We start from the raw sequence: 1,798 nt of genomic DNA on the forward strand, positions 1-1,798 counted from the left end.
CACGGGTATTTTGTAGTTTCTGATACAAAATTCATTTGAGCTCCGCTTTCTGACCAAGACCAAATTGCTGGCCATCTCAGACACCTCTTTTCCTTCTGGCTTGGGTCAACCGGGATTGGGTGTTGGGGATCCAAAACTTGGGCAATGGCCGCCACTTGGCCAACCTCTGGGCAGAGATAACCCTATGGGATGGGCAAAAAAGGCCCCAATGGCCTGAGGCGAGCGAAAATGAGGCTAATAGGCCTCGGCCTCGACCGGTTCGCCAAGGGGTGTTAAGCTAAAGCGTAGTCGTTATGAGTTTGGCTTTTATTCCCATTGCAGAAGGAGAGACATCGGATGACAGAGCAAAGTCGGGTTGAGAATGTGGTGATCATCGGCTCCGGCCCTGCCGGGTTTACAGCAGCCATTTACGCTGGGCGTGCCAACCTGAAGCCGGTCGTGTTCGAGGGGTTCCAGGCGGGCGGGATCCCTGGCGGGCAACTGATGACCACCACCGAGGTGGAAAACTTTCCGGGCTTTCCCGAAGGCATCACCGGCCCCCAACTGATGAAGAACATGCGAGCCCAAGCGCAGCGGTGGGGGGCGGAACTCTACACTGAAGATGTCACCTTCGTCGATTTAAGCCAGCGGCCCTTTGTCGTCCGTTCTGACGAGCGGGAATTGCGCACCCACAGCCTGATCATCGCCACCGGGGCCACAGCCAAGCGCCTACACCTGCCGGGGGAGGAGACCTACTGGAACCGGGGCATGTCAGCTTGTGCTGTCTGCGATGGGGCTATGCCCATGTTCAGAGGGGTGGAACTGGTGGTCATTGGCGGCGGCGATACTGCTTGTGAGGAAGCCACCTACCTGACCAAGTTTGGATCCCACGTGCATATGCTGGTGCGGAGTGACAAAATGCGGGCCAGCAAGGCCATGCAGGATCGTGTTCTCAACAACCCCAAGATCACTGTGCACTGGAACACCGAGGCGGTGGAAGTGATGGGCGACGGCCTGCGCCTGACCGGGGTGAAAGTGCGGAACAACCAAACCGGCGAAATACGCGAGATGTCAGTGGGTGGCCTATTTTATGCCATTGGCCACAAGCCCAACACCGACTTGTTCAAAGGACAACTGGAACTGGATGAAGTCGGCTACATCGTCACCCGCCCGGGATCCGTGGCCACCAGTGTGGAGGGGGTGTTTGCCGCCGGCGACGTGCAGGATCACGAGTTTCGTCAGGCGATTACCGCCGCCGGTACCGGCTGTATGGCAGCGATGTTGGCGGAGCGTTGGCTCTCCGAACACGGCTTGGCCCAAGAGTACCATGTCCTTGCCCAGAGTCCTCCTGAACCCAGCCCTGCTGCTGCTTCTGAGGCAGAGTCTGCTGGGGATCCTGCTGTTGAGGAGGCCAGCTTTGAGGAGAATGGACAGGATGACTTAGACTTCAGCAAGACTTGCCATGAGGGGAGCTATGCCCTGCGGCGACTCTACCACGAAAGCGATCGCCTGCTGATGGTCAAGTACACGGCTCCCACCTGTACCCCTTGCCATGCCCTCAAGCCGATCTTGAACAAGATCATCGATGAGTTCTCAGACAAGCTGCACGTGGTGGAGATCGATATTGAGAAAGATCCGGAGATTGCAGAGGCAGGGGGGGTGGCGGGCACCCCGACGGTGCAATTTTTCAAAAACAAGACGCTGGTGGCCCAGTTGGTGGGCGTTAAGCCCAAGTCCCAATATCGAGAGGTGATCCAGGCCAATTTGTGTGAGGAAAAATCCCCCTAAGGATGTTGTCCTCTCCAACCTCTGGCCCCTC

The 1,798-nt window shown here is 57.5% G+C and carries 1 protein-coding gene; it reads left to right on the forward strand.

Features of this window, described 5'->3' with window-relative positions; all coding sequences use genetic code 11:
- Positions 1-336 precede the first annotated feature (336 nt).
- Positions 337-1,767: a thioredoxin-disulfide reductase gene (gene trxB, locus NW856_RS13025; protein ID WP_414400608.1), complete on the forward strand. Its 1,431-nt coding sequence runs from the start codon at positions 337-339 to the stop codon at positions 1,765-1,767.
- Positions 1,768-1,798: the final 31 nt, after the last annotated feature.

Source organism: Synechococcus sp. R3-13, assembly GCF_047462195.1.
In the GTDB taxonomy this organism is placed as follows: domain Bacteria; phylum Cyanobacteriota; class Cyanobacteriia; order Thermostichales; family Thermostichaceae; genus Thermostichus.